Below are 982 nucleotides of genomic sequence, written 5' to 3'. Positions count from 1 at the left end.
GAATGATGTTCGCATCCCATACCGCTGTACCGTCTTTTTCTGCAAGAATGGTTTGCTCAATGAACCATAAAAACTCTTCTTCGGTTTCACCTTTCCAGGCGAAAACCGGAATGCCAGCGGCTGCAATTGCAGCGGCTGCATGATCTTGGGTCGAGAAGATGTTACAAGACGACCAACGTACCTCTGCACCAAGGTCAACCAATGTCTCGATCAACACGGCTGTTTGAATGGTCATATGAATACAACCCATAATCTTAGCGCCCGCTAGAGGTTGGTCCGCTTTGTACTTTCGACGAAGCGCCATCAATGCCGGCATTTCACCTTCAGCAATGTCTATCTCTTTGCGACCCCAATCTGCGAGATTGATGTCCGCTACTTTGTAGTCAGTGAAACCGTTTTCTACTGCTTGCAAATTCGTGCTCATGTTCTTTCCTTTACGTGTTAGCGTGTCGTGTGAGGAACACGCTGATAATCGTTTGCGGTTAGCGGCTGTGTGCCACTCGGCGCTAGTTAGTTATACGCCTGCTGCTTTCTTTAGTTCATCTACTCGGTCTGTTTTTTCCCAAGTGAAGGCGGTAAATGTTTTGGTCTTAGTCTCGCCACCTTCAACGTATTCATAGCTTACTTCCTGAGGCTCACGCCCAAAGTGACCGTAGGCCGCTGTGATTTGGTACATTGGGTTGAGCAAGTCTAGTTGAGTTTGAATCGCATAGGGGCGCAAATCGAACACTTCTCGAATTACTTTTGCCAAGTCTTGATCCGAGATCTTGCCGGTACCAAAGGTGTTAACTGATACAGATGTTGGCTCTGCTACACCGATTGCGTAAGAAACCTGTATTTCGCAACGATCAGCAAGGCCTGCAGCAACCACGTTCTTCGCCACATAACGGCCATAGTACGCTGCTGAACGGTCAACTTTCGATGGATCTTTACCAGAAAAGGCGCCGCCACCATGACGCGCCATACCGCCGTAGGTATCCAC

The 982-nt window shown here is 48.6% G+C and carries 2 protein-coding genes; both read right to left on the bottom strand.

Annotated elements, in window-relative coordinates:
- Positions 1-424, bottom strand: a 424-nt coding sequence (locus tag A3751_RS19315; protein ID WP_197466526.1) for an adenosylhomocysteinase, incomplete at its 3' end; no start/stop codon positions are given.
- A gap of 90 nt (positions 425-514) precedes the next feature.
- A partial coding sequence (locus A3751_RS19310) for a methionine adenosyltransferase domain-containing protein (RefSeq protein ID WP_197466525.1) occupies positions 515-982 on the bottom strand: 468 nt, incomplete at its 5' end.

The organism is Oleiphilus sp. HI0080, assembly GCF_001635135.1.
Note: the sequence above shows the minus strand (reverse complement) of the source record. Positions and strands in the feature narration are given on the sequence as shown.